Annotated in this window: 19 protein-coding genes; 11 read left to right on the top strand and 8 right to left on the bottom strand. The window is 52.0% G+C overall.

Annotated features, from left to right (window positions below; genetic code table 11):
• The first annotated feature begins 3 nt into the window (after window positions 1-3).
• Complete coding sequence (locus ABFZ84_RS13750; RefSeq protein WP_369314655.1) at window positions 4-981, top strand: DUF3137 domain-containing protein; 978 nt, start codon at window positions 4-6, stop codon at window positions 979-981.
• 36 nt (window positions 982-1,017) lie between these two features.
• Here the strand turns inward: ABFZ84_RS13750 and ABFZ84_RS13745 are convergent, their stop codons facing one another.
• From ABFZ84_RS13745 to ABFZ84_RS13720, 6 genes are all read right to left on the bottom strand, one after another.
• On the bottom strand, window positions 1,018-1,404 hold the full coding sequence (locus ABFZ84_RS13745; RefSeq protein WP_369314654.1) for a DUF805 domain-containing protein: 387 nt from the start codon (window positions 1,402-1,404) through the stop codon (window positions 1,018-1,020).
• 61 nt (window positions 1,405-1,465) lie between these two features.
• Window positions 1,466-2,554, bottom strand: coding sequence for an ATP-dependent DNA helicase (locus ABFZ84_RS13740; RefSeq protein ID WP_369314653.1), 1,089 nt, complete (start codon window positions 2,552-2,554; stop codon window positions 1,466-1,468).
• A gap of 9 nt (window positions 2,555-2,563) precedes the next feature.
• Window positions 2,564-3,409 (bottom strand): alpha/beta hydrolase, encoded by an 846-nt coding sequence (locus tag ABFZ84_RS13735; RefSeq protein WP_369314652.1) that lies wholly within the window; start codon window positions 3,407-3,409, stop codon window positions 2,564-2,566.
• A gap of 32 nt (window positions 3,410-3,441) precedes the next feature.
• Window positions 3,442-4,224, bottom strand: a complete 783-nt coding sequence (gene xth, locus ABFZ84_RS13730) for an exodeoxyribonuclease III (protein WP_369314651.1) — start codon at window positions 4,222-4,224, stop codon at window positions 3,442-3,444.
• Complete coding sequence (locus ABFZ84_RS13725) at window positions 4,221-4,697, bottom strand: SRPBCC family protein (protein WP_369314650.1); 477 nt, start codon at window positions 4,695-4,697, stop codon at window positions 4,221-4,223. Before ABFZ84_RS13725 ends, xth begins: the two co-directional genes overlap by 4 nt.
• Before the next feature lie 6 nt (window positions 4,698-4,703).
• Window positions 4,704-5,375 carry a nitroreductase gene (locus ABFZ84_RS13720; RefSeq protein WP_369314649.1) on the bottom strand — a complete coding sequence of 224 codons (672 nt, stop codon included), beginning with the start codon at window positions 5,373-5,375 and terminating at the stop codon, window positions 4,704-4,706.
• 121 nt (window positions 5,376-5,496) lie between these two features.
• On the opposite strand from ABFZ84_RS13720, the gene ABFZ84_RS13715 reads away from it, so the two are divergent.
• The gene (locus ABFZ84_RS13715) at window positions 5,497-6,156 is read left to right on the top strand and encodes a hypothetical protein (RefSeq protein WP_369314648.1); all 660 of its coding nucleotides are present in this window, start codon (window positions 5,497-5,499) and stop codon (window positions 6,154-6,156) included.
• Window positions 6,157-6,168: 12 nt separating this feature from the next.
• Here the strand turns inward: ABFZ84_RS13715 and ABFZ84_RS13710 are convergent, their stop codons facing one another.
• Together ABFZ84_RS13710 and erpA are read right to left on the bottom strand one after the other, a co-directional pair.
• The gene (locus ABFZ84_RS13710; RefSeq protein ID WP_369314647.1) at window positions 6,169-7,041 is read right to left on the bottom strand and encodes a hypothetical protein; all 873 of its coding nucleotides are present in this window, start codon (window positions 7,039-7,041) and stop codon (window positions 6,169-6,171) included.
• 32 nt (window positions 7,042-7,073) lie between these two features.
• On the bottom strand, window positions 7,074-7,430 hold the full coding sequence (erpA, locus tag ABFZ84_RS13705) for an iron-sulfur cluster insertion protein ErpA (protein WP_369314646.1): 357 nt from the start codon (window positions 7,428-7,430) through the stop codon (window positions 7,074-7,076).
• 262 nt (window positions 7,431-7,692) lie between these two features.
• Between erpA and ABFZ84_RS13700 the strand changes: the two genes are divergently transcribed.
• The 9 genes from ABFZ84_RS13700 to serS all read left to right on the top strand — a co-directional run bounded on the left by ABFZ84_RS13700 (window position 7,693) and on the right by serS (window position 15,936).
• Entirely contained in the window at window positions 7,693-8,877 is a 1,185-nt protein-coding gene (locus ABFZ84_RS13700) for a deoxyguanosinetriphosphate triphosphohydrolase (protein WP_369314817.1), read from the top strand.
• A gap of 227 nt (window positions 8,878-9,104) precedes the next feature.
• The gene (locus ABFZ84_RS13695; RefSeq protein ID WP_369314645.1) at window positions 9,105-9,959 is read left to right on the top strand and encodes an SPOR domain-containing protein; all 855 of its coding nucleotides are present in this window, start codon (window positions 9,105-9,107) and stop codon (window positions 9,957-9,959) included.
• 61 nt (window positions 9,960-10,020) lie between these two features.
• On the top strand, window positions 10,021-11,040 hold the full coding sequence (gene nagZ / locus ABFZ84_RS13690; RefSeq protein ID WP_369314644.1) for a beta-N-acetylhexosaminidase: 1,020 nt from the start codon (window positions 10,021-10,023) through the stop codon (window positions 11,038-11,040).
• Between the two features lie 60 nt (window positions 11,041-11,100).
• On the top strand, window positions 11,101-11,985 hold the full coding sequence (locus ABFZ84_RS13685; protein ID WP_369314643.1) for a segregation and condensation protein A: 885 nt from the start codon (window positions 11,101-11,103) through the stop codon (window positions 11,983-11,985).
• A complete protein-coding gene (gene scpB, locus ABFZ84_RS13680; RefSeq protein ID WP_369314642.1) occupies window positions 11,982-13,019 on the top strand; it encodes an SMC-Scp complex subunit ScpB in 1,038 nt (345 codons plus the stop codon). Before ABFZ84_RS13685 ends, scpB begins: the two co-directional genes overlap by 4 nt.
• Before the next feature lie 78 nt (window positions 13,020-13,097).
• On the top strand, window positions 13,098-13,319 hold the full coding sequence (tatA, locus tag ABFZ84_RS13675) for a twin-arginine translocase TatA/TatE family subunit (protein ID WP_369314641.1): 222 nt from the start codon (window positions 13,098-13,100) through the stop codon (window positions 13,317-13,319).
• A 60-nt stretch (window positions 13,320-13,379) separates the two neighbouring features.
• Complete coding sequence (gene tatB, locus ABFZ84_RS13670) at window positions 13,380-13,787, top strand: Sec-independent protein translocase protein TatB (RefSeq protein WP_369314640.1); 408 nt, start codon at window positions 13,380-13,382, stop codon at window positions 13,785-13,787.
• Entirely contained in the window at window positions 13,784-14,617 is an 834-nt protein-coding gene (tatC, locus tag ABFZ84_RS13665) for a twin-arginine translocase subunit TatC (RefSeq protein ID WP_369314639.1), read from the top strand. Before tatB ends, tatC begins: the two co-directional genes overlap by 4 nt.
• A gap of 41 nt (window positions 14,618-14,658) precedes the next feature.
• Window positions 14,659-15,936, top strand: coding sequence for a serine--tRNA ligase (gene serS, locus ABFZ84_RS13660; protein ID WP_369314638.1), 1,278 nt, complete (start codon window positions 14,659-14,661; stop codon window positions 15,934-15,936).
• Window positions 15,937-15,938: the final 2 nt, after the last annotated feature.

Genomic DNA, 15,938 nt, shown 5'->3' with positions numbered 1-15,938 from the left:
AAGATGAAAATTTCCTTGCCATCATCACGCGGGGAGTTCGCCGGGTTTCCGGTGTTCTACGAGACCAATATTCTGCCATTTCTAAAGGAAAAAGAAGACGCTCGACAGCAAGCCGTCATGCACGCAGGCCTAATCGCGATTGGGGTTGCTGTGGTGGCGATGGCGGCTTTTTTGAATCTGCCTTTTGGCGAAGACAACTTCGTTATCACATTCTTGATCGTGATTTTTGGCTTTGTTGCGATAGGGTGGCGGCTTTCTCGCACGAGCGCCGACATTACAAATGGCCTGCTGGCGCGGATTTGTGGCCAGATGGGTTTTGAATATCGCCAAAAGATGGGCCGACCTGTTTATTGTGAAGTCTATGACCGACTCAAACTATTGCCTAATTATAATCGCGAAAGTTGGGAAGATGAAGTTATCGGCGAGCGTGATGGGGCTAGTTTTGTTTTTTGTGAGGCGCATCTAAAATACAAATCTTCCAATGGCAAAAATAGCAGTACAAAGACGGTTTTCCACGGACAGCTATTGATTATTGATTATAGCAAACGCTTTCTCGGCGAGACAGTGATCAAACGCGATACCGGTATTTTTAATCGCTTCGGAAAACCGGGAAAAGAATTTCAACAAATCGGGATCACGTCGCCGAAATTTGAAAAAATCTTTGAAGCATGGTCAACCGACCAAGTGGAGGCGCGGGAGTTACTGGACCCGCTGGTTTTAGAACGCTTTGAAGAATTAGACCGCTTATTTGATGGTGCCGCTTTATGCGCGGCCTTCACCGGTGGGAAGTTATATATAGCCATGAAAACGGGTGACAAATTGAACATGGGATCAATGTTCAAGCCACTCGCCGGACCTGAGCGAGTTGAGAAAATCCTTAAGGAATTCGATCTGATATTTGATTTAATGGATGTTCTTCTCAAGCGCGTCGACGGAAAGCTCGATGGAGCATTTTCTGTCGACGCGGTGAGGGGGGAATGAAGCCGCGGAAGCGAAAACCTCGCTTCCGCTCTCGAATTAATTTGCGATATTGTCTGGTCCGCTAGGTGCGACAGGGCCTTGTGGGCCTTCGCCATATTCATTCGGACCGACGGATGGTTGGGCGGCGAAATAGATGACTGCGATCCAGCCCACCAGAGGGATCAAGCCAATCAGCAGCCACCAGCCAGATTTTCCGATGTCGTGAAAACGCCTGACACCAACCGCAATATTGGGAACGAGTAAAGCAAGAGCCAAAAGATTGACCACGAGTTGGCCCATCCCCAACATCGATCCAATGACGCTACAGATAACCGCGGCGATGATATAGGCCAGTACCCACCACCAATATTCGGATCGGCCCGAACGGCCCTCGAATTTTGCGTAACTGTTTAGAACCGTTTTTACCGACTGCTGAATATCCATGAGCCGCTCCCTTCATTGCAAAAGAAGTGAGTCTAACAAGGTTTGTTTCGCCCGCAAGGGCTCAGCGAACGAGTGTCAGGCGTTCAGCGGCCCTGGTCACACCCGTATAAAGCCAGCGAGCGCGATGTTCGCGGAACATATACCCCTCGTCGAACAAAACCACATTATCCCATTGAGAGCCTTGGGCTTTGTGGACCGTAAGGGCGTATCCATAGTCAAACTCGTCTGCGCCTTTTCGTTGGGTCCACGGTACGCTTTCTGGGCCGTCGGTGAAGAACGCGCGGGGCACGGTAACCGTGACCGCTTTGCCGCCTTCTTCGGGGCGGACAGAAAAGCGAACACGCCCGCCACGCGGACTCATTCGGCGGTCGACGGACCATAGCCCGCCATTAAGCAGACCCTTTTTCTTATTATTCCGCAGGCAAACGAGTTTTTCGCCGCCTTCGGGTGAATCTTCGCTATAGCCATGTAGCTCGCGCAAGCGGTCATTGTAGCGTTTACGCGTGCGATTGGCCCCGACCAAGATTTGGTCAGCTTCCATGATCGCATCGGTTGAAATGTCATGCCGTGAGACGATCTGACAAAGTTCAGATTGTTCGTCGAATTCAGTGCCTTCGCGGATTGCCATAGATAACCTGATGATCGGATTGTCAGCGGCTTGCCGGTGGATCTCAGTCAGCATGAAATCCGGATCGCTCTCGGTGAAGTAACCGCCTCCTTTAACGGGCGGGAGCTGCGCCGGGTCGCCGAGTACGAGAACCGGCTTGCCAAACGAAAGAAGGTCGCGGCCCAATTCTTCGTCGACCATCGAACATTCATCAATGATGATTAGATCGGCGGTTGAAGCTGGCGCATCACGGCGGATCGTAAAGGCGGGTTCACCTTCTTCGCCTTCGTCGCTTGCTGGGCGATAGATGAGGGAGTGGATTGTTGTTGCGCCGATGCACCCTTTTTGGCGCATCACATGGGCAGCCTTGCCGGTAAATGCCGCGAAGGCGACTTCGCCACCGGCGTTTTCGGCGATATGCCGCGCCATGGTGGTTTTGCCGGCACCAGCATAGCCAAACAGCCGGAAAAGCTGTGTATCGCCAGCGTTACGCCAGCGCTCAACCGCGACCAGCGCGTTATCCTGTTCTGCAGACCATTTCATTTTAGATGTTTACTCTCGGACCTCGGAATCATTCGAGAACAACCACCGCATACCGGCCCGAAAAGCAAGGGGGGCAGCCGAGGCATGATATTCATCTTCGAGTGTTTCCACAGCCATAATCCAGGGCGGGGTTTGATTGGTCCATTTTGTGACCCACGCCGCACGGGGAGAAAGAAATCGTTCATTGTCACGCGAACCTTGAGCGATAAAAAGATGAGTCTTATTCGCAGGCCTTGCAGGCTCAAGGTCGAGGAAAAAATCTACATTGCGATGTAGGGCAGGATTGCTGGCGATATACCCCCAAAATAATTCAGGTCGCGTCATCGCTGCATAGATCGCGAACTGCCCGCCTAATGATTGCCCAAATAAAACGCGATGCTTCGTGTCCGTGCGATAGGTCGTTTCGATAAGTGGTAGTAATTCATTTTCTAGAAAATTGAGGTACGCGGGCGCACCGCCCCAATGATCGCGCCCTTTAGCCTCGGCTGTGTAATCCGTGCTCCGAAAGTTTCCGTCTGCGGCAGAAGTGGCACCATAAGAAATGCCGACAATGATTGCCTCTGGCATCGGTTCGTCAATCGTCATGAGCAGGAAGTATGATGATAGAAGCGGATACATTGTGCCGCCATCAAGCAGATAAATCACTGGGTATTTATCGTTACCCCAATCATAAGCGCGAGGCAGGTCAACATAGATGTGAAAAGGCCGACCGAGCGTTTCTGATTGGAGGAGGTGATAACCTTGTGGCTTGATACTTTGAAGAAAGTCTAGGCGATCCTGAGCGGATGCGGGTAATGCCCACAATAAAATCAATATGCAGATTATTTTTCGAATAATTGCGCCCCATACGGTCAAAAACCGCCGAAACACAAATGATAACGGGTTTTCTAGATTAACTCAATCCATACAGGCACGTGGTCAGAGGGCTTCTCTTTTCCGCGTTCTGAACGGTCTATGCCAGCATCCTTAAAGCGGTCAGCGGCTTGGGGCGACATAAGCAAATGGTCAATACGGATGCCGTTGTCTTTTTCCCATGAGCCGCGCTGATAATCCCAAAAGGTATAACAAACGCCGCTCGGATTAGCCTGACGCAATCCATCGGTGAGACCTAGGTTAAGCAACTCCCGGAACGCCGCGCGAGTTTCGGGCCGGTAAAGCGCATCACCTTCCCACGCCGCGGGATCATGGGTGTCTTCCGCCTGCGGAATGGCGTTGTAATCGCCCGCGAGAACAAACGCCTCTTCGTGACTGAGTAATGTTTCAGCATGGCGCTGAAGGCGGGCCATCCATCCGAGCTTATAATCATATTTCGGACCGGGCACTGGATTGCCATTAGGCAGATAAAGGCCGCCCACGCGCACTGGTTCGGCATGATCGGGCATTATCAATGCTTCGATATAGCGGGCTTGCTCGTCACTATCGTCGCCGGGCAGACCGCGCATCACATCGTCAATGGGATGCTTGGATAGAAGCGCCACACCATTATAAGTTTTTTGACCGTGAACCACGACATTGTAGCCACGATCTTCAAATTCGAGCGCTGGAAATTTTTCGTCGATACATTTTATTTCCTGCAATACCGCAACATCCGGTGTGGTATTGTCGAACCATTCCAAAATGCGGGGTAGGCGGGCATTGATGGAATTGACGTTAAAGGTCGCAATTTTCACGATGGGCTCTCGGCTCTTTCTTTGACGCGTTCCAGCGCATTTTTGAGGTAACGGGGCCAAAATAATTTGACAATAAACCACACAATGGGTTCTGCGATGGCGCTTGTGGGCGTGAAGGCATAGGTCCACTCGATTTTGGTTTTTTCTTGACCGAGTTGAGTGAAGTGCCAATCAGCGCGAGCGCCGCTAATCAAGGGCGCGAATGCACCAGTGAATTTTGTCAGACGATAAGTAAAGTTTTTGCTAGGCGATATATTGGTTAGTTCTTCGCGTACGGATGATTTGTCCGTTAAAGTGTACTGCCGGATTTCGCCAACCGTTGACCATGGGGCATCATGCCCTTCAACGTTATGGACGCCGGGAAGGAAGCCGGTTTTTTGAATAAGTGTGCGCGCATCAATGCTGACGGCAGCATCAAAAACAATCCGGGTAGAGGCGTTCACATTTTCGCAAACTGTTAGTTGAACGGTCATAAAAATCTATTCTGTCATAAAGGTCGCGAATTCATCGACGGTAACTCGCGACGAGCGCAGTTGATTTACTTTTTCTGTTGTGTCGCCATACCCTAAAGCCATGCCGCAATAAAGCTGTTCTTCGGCTGCGAGGCCCAAAAAAGCCGAAACGGATTTTGCCCGTGCGGTCCAAGCCTCTTGCATACAGCTAGAAAGGCCGCGTTCAGCGGCGACAAGCGCGATGGATTGCATAAACATGCCTAAATGCGCCCATTGCCCTTTGTCAAATTGGCGATCAAGCGAAAAGAACAACCCAACCGGCGCGCCGAAGAATTCGTAATTTCGCAAAAGATGGGCAATGCGCGCGGGCTTATCCTCGCGCGGAATTTCGAGTTTTTGATACATGGCCTCGCCGAGTTCATATCGCCTTGTGCGCCATGGCTCGCCGAGTTTTGGCGGGTAAATCGCAATTTCAGATTCGTCCGCAAACGGATTTTCAGCAATCGCTTTTTTTACAGTTTCAATAAGTCGCGCCCGCGCATCACCTGAAACCACATGCACGCGCCAAGGCTGAAGATTTCCGCCAGATGGGGACCAACGAGCAACATCAAGAATTTCACGCAATTCATGTTCGTTCACGGGCGTATCAAGAAACGCGCGGGTAGAGATACGAGATTTGATCGTCTCAGCAATACTCATGATTTGTTCAGTTGTTGGCCTGTCCGGTCTAAAGGTGCGCTATTCGGGCTTGTTCGGGGCGAGAAGTAAACCATATCATGAATAATGATACCAAGGACATCAAAGACGACGGATACTGGCAGTGACGCATAAACAAAAAAATCGGCTGACTTTGGTTGTGACATTGGTCTTATTCGCGATCACGGCCATTCTGATGGCCCGTAATGAAGACCTTGTGTTCCAAGATCAGGGCCGATTGGTGGTCAAGCTTGACCCTGATGACCCGGAAACGGCCGTATTCTATTGGCGTAATGATGTCGAAGTCCCCATGGCACGCCGTTTTGCTGAAGCATTTCGCGAGTATAAGGGTCAAACAAACCGGATCGTAATTGACCTTCATTCACCGGGCGGCGCGCTGGGTGAAGGCGAATTGGTTATTCGCGAAATCAATAAGATGAAACGCACCCATATCGTCGATACGCGAGTGCGTGGTCGGCGGTCTTGTTATTCGATGTGCGTGCCGATTTTCCTACAGGGCGAAGAGCGATATGCGGCCGCATCATCGCGCTTTATGTTCCACGAACCATCGGTCTATGACGTTTATACGGGCGAGAAAATTGACGAACCCGCTTTTGACAAACGGATGTCGTCAAACAAGTTTTTCCACCGCTATTTCGTCAACTCCGAAATGGACCCGAATTGGCGTGAAAAACTTGCGGTGGAATGGCGCGGCAAAGACTATTTTGTCTCTGGCCGGGAATTGATGAGCGAAGGCTCTAATATTGTAACGGTGCTAGAGTAGGGCGGGAGGCAATCAGCCGGGGATCTCGTACTTATTTTCCGGTGTCCACTCTTTTCCTGTCAGTTGAAAGCTCGTGTAGCGTGCCATCGTGACTATACCTTGAATTTTTTCGCGAAGCTCTCTTTGTCGGTCAGAAAAAGAACCGTTAGAAATTTCGGTTTCTCCGATGTATAGGCCTGATCGTCCGCGAATTTCGTGAGGGAACATTTCTTTCGCACGCTCTAAATCTGTTTCGGGTTGGTTGTTACCGCATAAACCAAATTCCGTCGTTTCTCCACGCCGAATATGCTCCTCGTAGGCCTTTAGAAGGTAAGCATCGTCCAGCAATTCATATCGTAACGACACAAGCTCTTCCCAAGGGTTGGGGCCACCGACTGTAGTCTTTTCATTGGCTCTAATTTGACTTCCTAAGGTTTCAATCTTTGCCCATAATCTCCGAGAATTTATTGCGCTGTCCCGGAACCTACGCGCACTTTCGAAGCTACGGTTCAGTAAGTAAGCTCTATAACGATCTGAATTTTCTAGGTCTGATTGAGCGGGCGTAGCAAAATCGGAGATCGCTTGAGAGCTTATAGCAGAACGGAGGTCGGCAACGCCTTCATGAATCGCGCTTAACGCTTCCATTGCTAGTTTTGCATGGTGCTGATCCCGCCATGTCTTTAGGCCTTGGTGAGCAACGTAAGCAGTTATCCCGATGGCAATAGCTGAGAATATTCCTCCTGTTGCTTGCCAGTCCACACTGCAAGCGTCACTCGCATTCCAAGGTACGCAAAGATCTCCGGACCAAAGTAAGAAACCGGCTAAACTGACTAAAATTGCTGCTAAGATCGTCACTTTAATGACGAGTGGTATTGATACTAAAATTCGTATCCGCTGCAGCTTCATTCCCCTAGTGCCCTACAAATCAGCTCAACTGATTAAAGAGAAAAGCTCGTACCGCAGCCACATGACGCCGTTGCGTTCGGGTTCTCGATTTTGAATGCAGCACCAATTAGCTCGTCGGAGAAATCAATCACGGAGCCGCTGAGATATTCGACCGAAACAGAATCGATCAGCACCGCAAAACCGTCGGCATCGAGCGCAAGGTCATCATCGTCGCGGTCGGAGACGATATCGAATTTGTACTGAAAGCCGGAACATCCGCCGCCCTCGACGGCCACCCGCAACATCGACCCCGCAGGCTCCTTTGACAGGATAGCGGCGATGCGCTTTGCGGCGCGGTCAGAAACGGAAACAGGATTGACGTCGGACATAACTTCGCTCGTTTTACTCATATGGCTCGAACATAGGGAGGTTGTCCCGGAAATTCGAGGGGGTGTGATGTGCTATGTTCACCCAAGAGCCTCAATTTTTGATCAAGTTTTCGATATGGCATTGGGAAAAACTTGGCACATCAACGATATTTAAGCCGACATCCTTAATGGAATCGGCAGAGAAGGACGATAGGGCGGCTACATAATTTGAGAGTAAAGAGTGCGGATACAGGCGCAAGTGACTGAAAATATGTCAGAAAAAGCGACTCTTGGCGTAAAACCTATGGCGTTTCCAGCGCCACTCGCGCCCTATGCGGCGCGCGCTGAGGAAACCCGTGGCAGGCTACACTCGGATCCGGAAAGCGCGTTCCGCACGCCGTTCCAGCGCGACCGCGACCGGGTTGTTCATGCGGTGGCTTTTCGTCGGCTAAAGCACAAAACGCAGGTTTTCGTCTCTCAGGAGGGTGATCATTACCGAACGCGTCTGACCCATTCTCTAGAGGTTGCCCAGATCGCCCGAACGCTCGCCCGCGCGCTCAAACTTGATGAAGACCTCGCGGAATGTCTTGCCTTGGCGCATGACCTTGGTCACCCACCATTTGGCCATACAGGTGAAGATGTTCTGGTCGAATGCATGGCAAAATATGACGGTTTTGATCACAACGCTCAAACATTACGCCTTTTGACGAAACTAGAACGCCGACACGCAGAATTTGATGGGCTGAACCTTACCTGGGAAACATTAGAGGGCGTCGTCAAACATAATGGGCCATTGACCGGGCCGCTTGCGCAAAAGAATGACCCATTACCAGCGGCCATCGTTGAATATGCCAAAGGGCATGATCTTTGGCTTGCGACATATCCATCGCTAGAAGCGCAGGTCTCGGCGCTGGCGGATGATATCGCTTATAACAATCATGATGTTGATGATGGGCTTCGAGCGGGGCTTTTTGATTTTGCGGCAGCGCGCGAAGTGCCGCTTGTTGGTTCCGCATTGCGCGATGCCGAAGCGCGTTTCCCCGATGCGCCCCGTGATATCCTGATTGCTGAGGCTGTTTCAGATCTAATTGGCGCAATGGTTGTCGATGTCTTGCAGGAAACCAAGCGACGGCTTGCGGAGGGTAAGCCCGCCAGTGCGGATGCTGTGCGCCGTGCGAAGCAAGCTTACAGTGCATTTTCCCCAGAGATGGATCGAGATCTCAGTGGTTTGCGCGCGTTTCTTCACGAGAATATGTATCGTCACTACAAGGTCAATCGTGCGCGCAGTCAGGCAAAGAGAATCATTAAATCTTTGTTCGACTTGTTTTTCCACGAGCCAGAAACATTGCCGCCAGAATGGCGTGGGCGCTATGAGGGGGCAAGCGAAGCAAGGCTTGCGCGCGTAGTTTGTGATTATATTGCAGGAATGACCGACCGATATGCCTCGCGCGAGTATCGCCGCCTTTTTGGTGTCGAATTTGACGGCTAAAGCTCCATCATTTGGCGCTAAGGTGGTAGAATGAACGACGCAAAGCGATTCGGGTGGCCGAATCGGGTGGGAATTTTCAGAGCGCCCGCAGTTCTGCGGCAGTGTTCGTAAAAGAGCGATTAGACAAACGCTCTTGCGTTATGAATTAGCGCGCCTATGACTTTCGGGCGCATACAGATGATACAGACGTTATGATAACGACGTCTGCCAAGGAGCGGTTTAGGACCATGACCAACGCAGCACATGAAGAGACCTACGAAGACGACTATCAAGAATATGACGAGTTCGACGATGATGATGATCGCGGCCTGTCGGGACTAGTCGTATTGATCATGGGTATTGTCATGATCGGCGCTTTTGTGTCGGTGGTGTGGATATCTTATAACCAAGGCATGAAAGCCGGACGCGAGGGTGGTGCGGCTGAGATGCCTTATGTTGCTGCTGATCCTGAGCCGATCAAGATTGAAACCGCTGACAATTCCGAGACTGTTGCCGACCGCGAAGTTTATGACGCGCTTGACGGCAACGACCCGGAGCCAGTGACAACCTTGGCCGAAGGCCCGGAAGAGCCAGTTACACGCAATGTAGAAGACACCATTGGTGCACTCGCATCTCAGGCAGAAACAACGACCACCGACATCACCGATGAAGTCGAAGATCGTCTCGCGAGCTTGAAACAAGAAGATGCTGCAACGCTGGGGCCTGAAACGGCACCGACACCAAAGCCCAAGGATACGGCACGAAATACAGCACCGGCAACAGTTAGCGTGACCCCCGCAACAACGGCGAGTAATGTCCGTCCGGCGTCGCGCAATTCTGCCGCGGCGAGTGGCGGTACTCATGTTGTTCAGGTCGGGGCGTTCCGTTCAAATGACGAAGCCATGGCTCAGTGGTCACGGCTGCAAACAAAGCTCGATGGTTATCTCGACGGTAAATCACCTGACGTAGAGCGGGCGGACCTCGGTGATCGCGGCGTTTATCATCGTTTGCGTATTGGGCCTTTCTCATCTTCTGATGCGGCAAAGACTTATTGTGCAGGCCTCAAAGAGCGTGGGCAGGATTGCCTGATCAAAGCGCTTTGATTTTGGGCGCTTTGGCTTTGAACGCAGTTATTTCTGATGTGATGATTGAGGTAAGGGGCTGATGCCCACAGCGGCAATTTTTGATTGTGAAGGCGCGCGTCTCTCTTCTGAGGAACGCGCGTTTTTCCGTGATGTAGACCCATGGGGTTTTATCGTTTTTGCGCGCCATTGCGAAAGCCCGGAACAACTGCGGGCCCATTGTGATGAACTGCGTGAATGTGTGGGGCGCGACAATGCCCCGATCTTGATTGATCAAGAGGGCGGGCGTGTCGCGCGGATGAAGCCGCCGGTTTTTCCTGAACACCCAGCGCCGGCCATGTTTGGCGAGCTTTATCGGCTCGACCCCAAAAAAGCGACGGAGGCGGCAAGGCTAAATGGCTATTTGCTTGGTCGGTTGGTTTCTGATTGTGGGGTCAATGTAAATTGTGTCCCCATGCTCGACGTGCCGCAAATGGATGCAGACCCGGTGGTGATTGGCGATCGCGCGCTGGCGAAACATCAAGACACAATCATTAAGCTCGCGCAGGCACAGATTGATGGCCTGAAAGATGGCGGCGCATTGCCGGTGATTAAACATTTGCCGGGCCATGGGCGGGCCTTATGCGACAGCCATCATGATTTGCCAAATGTCTGTGCGCGGAAAGCTGATCTTGAAGAGGTTGATTTTCATCCTTTCAAGGCGCTTTGCGAAACCCGCATGGGCATGACCGCGCATATCGTTTTCGAAGCCTATGACACTGAGCATCCGGCAACACTATCACCAGCGGTTGTGGAAAATGTCATTCGGGGTGACATCGGATTTGACGGCCTGTTGATGACGGATGATCTCAAGATGAAGGCGTTGGGCGGTGCAATCAGTGACCGGATTTCCAGTGCCTATGAGGCTGGTTGTGACATCGTGCTAAATTGCAATTTCTCAATGGGGGAAAAGCAAGAAAGCGCTAAGGCATTGAAAACCCTTAAGGGAAAGGCCGAACAGCGCGCCAAGGCCGCGCTATTGGAGCTTCGTGTGGTTGACAGGGATGATACTGCCGAGGCCTATGAGCGGCTTGGGGCGCTCCTAAAGCCAGTATTGGCTTGATTTTCAACAGGGGGACGAAAGGCTGATAGGCAGGGGCCAGAATCGGTCTTATGTGGCGTAATGGCGGATGGTGAGAACATTGTATTGGCGGCAGTTGTGACCGACGAAGGCGCAACCTCGGCGACAAGCGAGGCTCCTGCGGAGACGCAGGATGCTTTTGATGCGCCGGTGCGCGTTGAAGTGCCGGAAGACGCAGTCGATGCGTTGGTGGTGAACCTCGACGGCTATGAAGGACCGCTTGATGTTCTTCTTGATCTTGCGCGTCATCAAAAGGTTGATATCCGCAAGATTTCCATGGTCGCGTTGGTCGATCAATATTTGCGCTTTGTGGAAGTCGCTAAAGAACGCAATCTAGAGCTGGCGGCAGACTATTTGGTCATGGCGTCGTGGTTGGCGTTTCTTAAATCGAAAATGCTGCTGCCGGTCGTTGAGAGCGACAGCGATGAGCCGACTGCGGACGAAATGGCTGCGCGCTTGGCGTTTCAGCTACAACGCCTAGAGGCTATGCGCAAAGTGGTCGAAGACCTTCAGGCGCTGCCGCAAAAAGGCGAAGACTTTTTCACGCGCGGCGCACCAGAGGGGGTTCGTGTCACCCACAAACCCGATTGGCAGGCAGATCTCTATGATCTTTTGCGTGCCTATTCGGTGCAGCGGGTCGCCGCGGTGGACCGGGAATATCACATTGAGCCGCCGGCGGTGTATTCGGTCGAAGCTGCGCGTATTAGGCTGGAGCGTATTCTGGGTGCCATTCCGGAATGGACTGAACTTCGTTCGCTGACCACAACTTACGACGTCGAGGCACCAGATATTTCGGTGCTTGCCAGCTCGTTTAATGCGGCGCTTGAATTTGCAAAGGCCGGGAAGATTGACCTTCGCCAGCTTGGAACTTTCGAGCCTATTTACATTAAAGCTCGTCAGTCAACGGATGAAGAGGATGCGTCATGACGGATTCTGACGCCGGAAGAGATTTCAAAGGATTGGATGCGCGCGCAACCCAAGATGCGCTAGCGGAAGAATTGTCGAGTGAAGAAAGCGAAGTGACAAGCGTGGATGACCAAGTTTCCGAAAACGAAATGGCAACCGAATTGGAAACCGCGCCGACGGCGGATGATGTCGCCGAGCGTACCGCTGAAGACAATGAACCGTCGTTGAACGACAGCGACGAAGTTGTTTCAGAAGATGTGGCTGCCGATACCGAGATAGACACTGCCGTCGAAACTGATGCGGAGGATGTAACTAGCGACGAGGGCGAGTTGCAAGAAGCCGCCGCGCCGGCACCAGTCGAATGGAGCGAAGAAGACCTCGTCGAGCAGACACGTATGCTCGAGGCACTGTTGTTCGCGGCCTTTGAACCGCTTGACCGCAAGAGCATTGTTGATCGCCTACCGGCCGGTGCCGACGTAGATGCATTGCTTGAGCGCGTGCGCGCTGACTATGAAAATCGCGGTGTGAATCTAAGGGCGGTGGAAGGCAAGTGGCATTTCGTGACGTCGGCAGATGTTGCACACGTCCTGCAAAAAGAAAAAACCACTCAGCGTAAACTCTCTCGTGCGGCACTCGAGACATTGGCGATTATTGCCTATCACCAGCCATGCACCCGCGCTGACATTGAGGATGTGCGCGGCGTTCAAGTGGCCAAGGGTTCGCTCGACCAGCTTTTGGAAATTGGTTGGGTGAAACTTCGCGGCAAGCGCCGTGATGCGCCTGGGCGACCAACGCTTTATGGTACGACGCAATCATTCCTGGAGCATTTTGGTCTTGAGACTGTGACCGATCTTCCAGGCCTTGCGGACCTCAAAGCGGCCGGGCTTCTCGATGCGCGATTACCGCCCGGATTCTCGGTTCCAAGCCCATCTGAGGCAGAAGACGACGAAGATGACGGTGAGGACGGGGAAGACGGTGAATTTGCCCAAGACTTCCTTAACGAGGATGAAGGCAAGGAAATCCCCGATTCTATTGATGAAGCGGCTGATATATAGCCACTTTTTTCGATTGGTGTTTGCGTCTCGCGCTCGCCCGTTCTACCTATACCGCTGAAACTAGTTGAGAGGCGCATCATGGGCGCAATTGGACCCTGGCAAATTGTTATTATTCTTGTGCTTGCCCTGCTTTTATTCGGCGGTGGCGGCAAAATTTCATCAATTATGGGTGACTTTGCAAAAGGTATTAAATCCTTCCGCAAAGGGCTACAGGAAGAAGAAAAAGCCATTGATGATCGCGGCGACAAGGCGACGGACGTGACGCCAGTTTCCGATGAAGAAAAATCCCGCGCCGAATAAACCGCGCCCATTCTGGAGTGCGCAAACAGGTAGAAGTGTGATTGGCCGCTTATGAGCCTCATGCCGCAATTTGGTTTTTTTGAACTGATGCTCGTCGCTGTGGTCATTCTGATCGTGGTCGGCCCAAAAGACTTACCCAAATTAATGCGCGATGCTGGGCGAATGATGGCGAAGGCCCGCGCCATGGCGGGCGAATTTACGGCGGCTTTTGATCAAATGGCGCGCGAAGCCGATATGGAAGAGCTGCGCAAAGAGATTGATGATCTGAAAAAACATAATCCGATCAGTGATGCCAAACGCGCAATCGATGAAACTGTTGCGCCGATAGACAGCGAAATTCGTAAAGAGGCGAGCGAGATTAACCAAGCCGTCTCAAATTCCGTCGGTGATCAAGTGCCATCTGATGACGCGCAAAGCGAGACAAAGACCGAAAACGCAAAACCAAACCAAGAGATCGCCAAACCATGAGTGGCGATCCGGCGAACGAGAAACCCGATGATGAAGAGGACGAGTTAAAAGCATCGGCTGCGCCGCTGCTCGACCATCTTGTTGAACTGCGGCAGCGTTTGATCGTTTCTGTCATTGCGCTTGGTGTTGCGTTTGCTGTTTGTTTTATTTTCTCGATCCCGCTTTATGAATTTCTCGTGATTCCATTTGAAAGAGCGGTGACCGAAGCAGGCGTTGAGCCAAAACTGTATTTCGCGCCGCTTGAGTTTTTTTTCACGCGTGTGCGTCTTGCTGCGCTTGGGGCGATTGCCTTGGCATTTCCTGTTGTCGCCTATGAAATTTACAAATTCGTCGCGCCCGGGCTTTATCGCAACGAAAGACGGGCGGCGCTGCCGTTCTTGGCGGCGATGCCAGTTTTGTTCACCACCGGCGCGGCCCTCGTTTACTTTGTGTTGATGCCGTTCGTCATGCGGTTTGCGGTGGGGATGGAGCGCGATGCAGGTTCTGGCACGGGTGTTTCGATTGAGCTTCTGACGCGTGTGGGTGATTATCTATCACTGATGACGACCTTAATAATGGCGTTCGGGTTTGCGTTTCAGTTGCCGGTATTCCTGACCCTGCTGGCGAGCGCTGGTTTGATGACCTCTGGTTTTTTGGTCAAAAACCGCCGTGTAGCGATCGTTGCTATCTTCATTATGGCTGCATTCTTGACCCCGCCGGACCCGTTTAGTCAGTTGATATTAGGGATTTCGATTATTGCCCTTTATGAGGCCTCCGTAGTTTCGGTGCGCTTTGCAGAAAAGCGGGTCAAAAAAGCCGCTGAGGGCGCTGACGAGGAAGTCGCTAGCTGAACAGGCTAGACCCAAATCCATAACACCTTTAAACGAGCGCTATGTTTGATATTAAATTCATCCGCGATAACCCCGATGCATTTGACGCTGGCCTCGCGCGCCGTGGCCTAGGTCCGCGCGCAGGTGAGATCCTCGCCCTTGATGAGGAAGCGCGCAAATACACCCATGTGTTGAATGATCTGCAAGAGCGCCGCAACGCAGCCTCGAAACAGATTGGTGCAGCGAAAGCCAAGGGCGACGAGGATGAATTCAACCGTCTGCGCGCCGATGTGGATGCGATCAAACAGCAGATGCCCGTTGCTGAAGCTGAGCAAAAGAAAAAACAGGATGCCATTCGCGATATCCTTTCGGGTATTCCGAATATCCCGGCTGATGACGTACCCGAAGGCAAAGACGAAGACGCCAATGTCGAATTGCGCACATGGGGCGAGCCAAACCGGTCTAACAGCGCGAAAGAACATTTTGATATCGGCGAAGCGCTCGGCCAGATGGATTTTGAAACCGCTGCGAACATGTCTGGCGCGCGGTTTGTTCTTTTAAAGGGGCAGCTAGCGCGTTTGGAACGTGCGATTGCTAACTTCATGCTTGATCTGCATACGGGCGAATTTAATTACACCGAAGTCGCTCCGCCATTGTTGGTCAAGGATGATGCGCTTTATGGCACGGGCCAGTTGCCGAAATTCACAGAGGATTTGTTTAAGACCACCGGCGATCATTGGTTAATCCCTACGGCAGAAGTCTCGTTGACGAATATGGTGCGTGAACAGATTGTGGCCGAGGAAGAATTGCCCATGCGCTTGACCGCATGGACGCCGTGCTTTCGGTCCGAAGCTGGGTCGGCGGGGCGCGATACACGCGGCATGATTCGCTTGCACCAATTCTCAAAGGTGGAACTGGTTTCAATCACTGCGCCCGACCAATCGAAAGACGAGCATGAACGCATGATCGGTTGCGCCGAAGAGGTATTGAAACGTCTTGAATTGCCATACCGGACCATGGTGCTTTCAACAGGCGATATGGGTTTTGGTGCAGTTAAAACCTATGACATTGAAGTATGGTTGCCGGGACAAAATGCATTCCGCGAGATTTCATCGGTTTCCAATTGCGGCGACTTCCAAGCGCGGCGGATGAATGCGCGGTGCCGGCCCAAAGGTGAGAAACAAACAAAGTTTGTGCATACGCTGAATGGGTCAGGCTTGGCGGTTGGCCGCACCATGGTAGCGATTTTAGAAAACTATCAGAACGCTGATGGCTCAGTGACGGTGCCCGAAGCACTTCGTCCGTTCATGGGTGGTGTCACCAAGATTGAGGCGAAATAGCC

The sequence above is a fragment of the Hyphococcus lacteus genome, from assembly GCF_041058985.1.
GTDB classification, from domain to species: domain Bacteria; phylum Pseudomonadota; class Alphaproteobacteria; order Caulobacterales; family Parvularculaceae; genus Hyphococcus; species Hyphococcus lacteus.
Note: the sequence above shows the minus strand (reverse complement) of the source record. Positions and strands in the feature narration are given on the sequence as shown.

What these genes read in the sequence shown, in the direction of transcription:
- ABFZ84_RS13750 (WP_369314655.1), top strand. Translation starts at nt 4, where the DNA reads ATGAAAATTTCCTTGCCATCATCACGCGGGGAGTTCGCCGGGTTTCCG.
- ABFZ84_RS13745 (WP_369314654.1), bottom strand. Translation starts at nt 1,404, where the DNA reads ATGGATATTCAGCAGTCGGTAAAAACGGTTCTAAACAGTTACGCAAAA.
- ABFZ84_RS13740 (WP_369314653.1), bottom strand. Translation starts at nt 2,554, where the DNA reads ATGAAATGGTCTGCAGAACAGGATAACGCGCTGGTCGCGGTTGAGCGC.
- ABFZ84_RS13725 (WP_369314650.1), bottom strand. Translation starts at nt 4,697, where the DNA reads ATGACCGTTCAACTAACAGTTTGCGAAAATGTGAACGCCTCTACCCGG.
- ABFZ84_RS13720 (WP_369314649.1), bottom strand. Translation starts at nt 5,375, where the DNA reads ATGAGTATTGCTGAGACGATCAAATCTCGTATCTCTACCCGCGCGTTT.
- ABFZ84_RS13710 (WP_369314647.1), bottom strand. Translation starts at nt 7,041, where the DNA reads ATGAAGCTGCAGCGGATACGAATTTTAGTATCAATACCACTCGTCATT.
- erpA (WP_369314646.1), bottom strand. Translation starts at nt 7,430, where the DNA reads ATGAGTAAAACGAGCGAAGTTATGTCCGACGTCAATCCTGTTTCCGTT.
- ABFZ84_RS13700 (WP_369314817.1), top strand. Translation starts at nt 7,693, where the DNA reads ATGGCGTTTCCAGCGCCACTCGCGCCCTATGCGGCGCGCGCTGAGGAA.
- ABFZ84_RS13695 (WP_369314645.1), top strand. Translation starts at nt 9,105, where the DNA reads ATGACCAACGCAGCACATGAAGAGACCTACGAAGACGACTATCAAGAA.
- nagZ (WP_369314644.1), top strand. Translation starts at nt 10,021, where the DNA reads ATGCCCACAGCGGCAATTTTTGATTGTGAAGGCGCGCGTCTCTCTTCT.
- ABFZ84_RS13685 (WP_369314643.1), top strand. Translation starts at nt 11,101, where the DNA reads ATGGCGGATGGTGAGAACATTGTATTGGCGGCAGTTGTGACCGACGAA.
- scpB (WP_369314642.1), top strand. Translation starts at nt 11,982, where the DNA reads ATGACGGATTCTGACGCCGGAAGAGATTTCAAAGGATTGGATGCGCGC.
- tatA (WP_369314641.1), top strand. Translation starts at nt 13,098, where the DNA reads ATGGGCGCAATTGGACCCTGGCAAATTGTTATTATTCTTGTGCTTGCC.
- tatB (WP_369314640.1), top strand. Translation starts at nt 13,380, where the DNA reads ATGCCGCAATTTGGTTTTTTTGAACTGATGCTCGTCGCTGTGGTCATT.
- tatC (WP_369314639.1), top strand. Translation starts at nt 13,784, where the DNA reads ATGAGTGGCGATCCGGCGAACGAGAAACCCGATGATGAAGAGGACGAG.
- serS (WP_369314638.1), top strand. Translation starts at nt 14,659, where the DNA reads ATGTTTGATATTAAATTCATCCGCGATAACCCCGATGCATTTGACGCT.